The sequence below is a fragment of the Rhodococcus sp. FW305-130 genome, assembly GCF_058788335.1.
Window position 1 is genome coordinate 318,870 of sequence record NZ_JBYTAP010000004.1, and the last position, 3,661, is coordinate 322,530.

The 3,661-nt window shown below is 61.6% G+C and carries 2 protein-coding genes; both read left to right on the forward strand.

The features are described from left to right. Nucleotides 1–1,375: Ig-like domain-containing protein (locus AC3WQS_RS14615; RefSeq protein ID WP_492741502.1), on the forward strand; the 1,375-nt coding region annotated here is incomplete at its 5' end. A gap of 251 nt (nt 1,376–1,626) precedes the next feature. Next, nucleotides 1,627–3,661, forward strand: a 2,035-nt coding sequence (locus AC3WQS_RS14620) for an Ig-like domain repeat protein (RefSeq protein ID WP_492713132.1), incomplete at its 3' end; no start/stop codon positions are given.

Below are 3,661 nucleotides of genomic sequence, written 5' to 3' on the forward strand. Positions count from 1 at the left end.
CACGGTGTCCGGTGGGACTGCGACGCTCTCGCATTCCTTCGATGCTGCTGGCGCTCAGAGCGTTACGGCGGACTTCACCGCCGGTGCAGGGTTCGTCAGCTCCTCGGCGTCCGCTCAGACGGTGACGGTCTCTGATCCGGCTCCGGTCGATGTCGAGACCACGACGTCGCTCTCGGTTCCCGCGACGGCGATCACGGGTACGGCTGTTGATCTGACGGCAACCGTTGCTCCGAACAACGCTGTCGGTACGGTGCAGTTCAAGTCGAACGGTGCGGCGATCGGTTCCCCGGTCACGGTGTCCGGTGGGACTGCGACGCTCTCGCATTCCTTCGATGCTGCTGGCGCTCAGAGCGTTACGGCGGACTTCACTGCCGGTGCAGGGTTCGTCAGCTCGTCGGCATCGGCTCAGACGGTGACGGCCTCTGATCCGGCTCCGGTCGATGTCGAGACCACGACGTCGCTGTCGGTTCCCGCTACGGCGATCACGGGTACTGCGGTTGATCTGACGGCAACCGTTGCTCCGAACAACGCTGTCGGTACGGTGCAGTTCAAGTCGAATGGCACGGCGATCGGTTCCCCGGTGGCAGTCTCCGCGGGTGTTGCGACGCTGTCGCATTCGTTCGATGCTGCTGGTGCTCAGAGTGTTACGGCTGACTTCACCGCCGGTGCAGGGTTTGTCAGTTCGTCGGCGTCGGCTCAGACGGTGACGGTGTCCGATCCGGCTCCGGTCGACAAGGCGACGAAGACGGTTCTGAGCGTTCAGGGTGAAGCCAAGGTCGGACTGCCTGTTGATCTCTTCGCGACAGTGTCCGAAGATCCCTCGGACGCCCTGGTGCCGTCCGGCGGAACGGTTCAGTTCAAGATCGGTGGAGTCGATCAGGGTGCCCCGGTCGCGGTTGTTGACGGAGTTGCCAAGCTGCCGCACGTGTTCGGAGCAGAAGGCACCTTTGTAGTCTCGGCTGTATTCAGTGGCTCCGGCGTGTTCACGTCGTCCACCGCGGAATCCGTCGACGTCAATGTCACGGTTCCGACCCCGTCGGATGTCGAAAGCTCTACGTCGTTGACGGCTCCGTCTTCGGCAAAGGTCGGCACGTCGGTGCAGCTGAAGGCTGTGGTCAGTTCTTCCGGCGCGACGTCGGGAACCGTCCAGTTCTTCGATGGAACGACTCCGATCGGAACGGCCGTCGATGTTGTCGGTGGGCAGGCTGTGTTGAGCCACACCTTCACCACGACCGGCAACCATTCGATCACCGCGGTCTACAGCGGAGCCCAGGGCGTCACGGGTTCCACGTCGACTACATCGGTTGTGAACGTCGGTAACGGGGGCGGTGACTTCGGTTCGCTCGGATCGTTGTCGCTGCCGTTCGGGTCCTGATTCTCCGATGATGTGATGCCCCTTGCGCCCGACGGGTGCAAGGGGCATCGCTCTTCGCGAATCGATGATTGGTCGTCAGCAGAACTATCGGCAATTCGTGAATATTTGTCTGAAATAACTGATACAAGTACTACTTTTGACGGGTACTGTACGAGCGTCCAGCTCCATTCCGATTTCCGCTCTGTTCGAGTGACCTCCTTCCGTGCGGTTCCCGATCCACGTCTGTTGCTAGCTGAGGAGAGTTCGTGTTGGTGAGAAGAAGTTCCGCGGTTGTGGTGGCGGCGTTGGTCGGTGGCGTGCTGGTGGCAGGTGGTGTTGCTTCGGCTGCTCCGACGTCATCTCCCGCGGTGGAGAACACGATCGGGTTCAAGCTGGGTTGCGATGGTTATGAACATCTGGCTGTTGATATCGCGGATGTGTTTCATTCGACGGGTGCGACGGTGTCGTCGCCGGAGAAAGTGGTGGCGGGGTCGACGTTCACCTATCGGGTTCAACCGAATGTGATGTCGGTGCCGACGGGTGGGCACGCAGGCCGCAGTGTCGGTAAGTGGACGCGGCTCAAGTACGACTTCGATATACCTTCAGGGGTTTCGTTGGTGGATGCTCAGGTAGTGGCAGGTACTTCGTCGAATTTGTCCGGTGTGACTCCGTCGGTGATTCGGATCAACGACGGCGGTTCGCCGGATGGCGCGGGTACGCATCTGCGTATTTCGGGGAACAATCAGACTGCTGACTCAAACAACAAGGGCGGTAACGGCCCGAGCACGAGCAAGAACAGTGACGGTGGAATCGAGGTAGGGGCGGGGAAGACCTTCCGGTTGCCCGCGATCGACGTGACGGTTGTCGCCGGCGTCGCTGGTAGTACGGTGCAGCCGAAGTTGCGTGTCACTGATGGTGATTCGGGTGCGTTCAATTCGCCGAAGAATGCGTTCACGTTCTTGCAGTACGAGACGCTGTGGCCAGGGTACTGGGAGCGGTACAACTGCTCTCCGCGCGATTCGAGTGGTGGTGGGTTGAATGCGGGTGGTCAGGCGTTGGCCACCGTCAACGTCGTCGCGCAAGCCGGGACCACGACGGCAGTGACGTCCGGCGGGTCGGCAACGATCGGTCAATCGACGGATTTGGTTGCGCAGGTCTCCCCGGCACCGACAGACGGCACCGTTCAGTTCAAGGACGGCGGGACTGACATCGGCGCCCCCGTGACCGTCGTCAATGGCGTTGCCGCACTGCCTCATACATTCACCGCGGCGGGAGATCACTCCATCACCGCTGTGTACGACGGAGTTCTCGAGTTCCTGACCTCCACGTCGGCGGCGCGCACAGTCAGTGTGGCTGCTGCCGATGTACAGACGACCACGGCGCTGACAGTTCCGAGCAGCGCCGTCGAGCAGACCTCGGTCGCGCTGACCGCAAACATCTCTCCGGCAGCTGACGGCGGAACGGTCCAGTTCAAGGACGGTGGCACAGACATCGGCGGACCGATCGCGGTGACTGCCGGAGCGGCGACCCTGGATCACACGTTCACTACGACGGGATCGCACTCGATCACTGCGGTCTACTCAGGCACTGCAGGTTTTGGTGGTTCGACCGCGCAAGCTCAGACCATCGAGATCTCGAGCTCAGCGCTGAGTACGACTACAACGCTTCAAGTTCCGGCTGCTGCGATCACGGGCAGCGCGGTTGATCTGACTGCGACGGTTGCTCCGAACAATGCGGTGGGTTCGGTGCAGTTCAAGTCGAATGGCACTGCGATCGGTTCACCGGTGACAGTTTCCGGTGGGACCGCGACGCTCTCGCACATCTTCGATGCTGCTGGTGCTCAGAGCATTACCGCTGACTTCACCGCTGGTGCAGGGTTTGTGAGTTCGTCGGCGTCGGCTCAGACGGTGACGGTCTCTGATCCGGCTCCGGTGGATGTGGAGACGACGACGTCGTTGTCGGTTCCTGCTACGGCAATTACGGGTGCGGCGGTTGATCTGACTGCGACGGTGGCTCCGAACAACGCTGTCGGTACGGTGCAGTTCAAGTCGAACGGCACGGCGATCGGCTCCCCGGTCACGGTGTCCGGTGGGACTGCGACGCTCTCGCATTCGTTCGATGTTGCTGGTGCTCAGAGTGTTACGGCGGACTTCACCGCTGGTGCAGGGTTTGTGAGTTCGTCGGCATCTGCTCAGACGGTGACGGTGTCCGATCCGGCTCCGGTGGATGTGGAGACGACGACGTCGCTCTCGGTTCCGGCGACGGCAACTACGGGTGCGGCGGTTGATCTGACTGCGACGGTTGCTC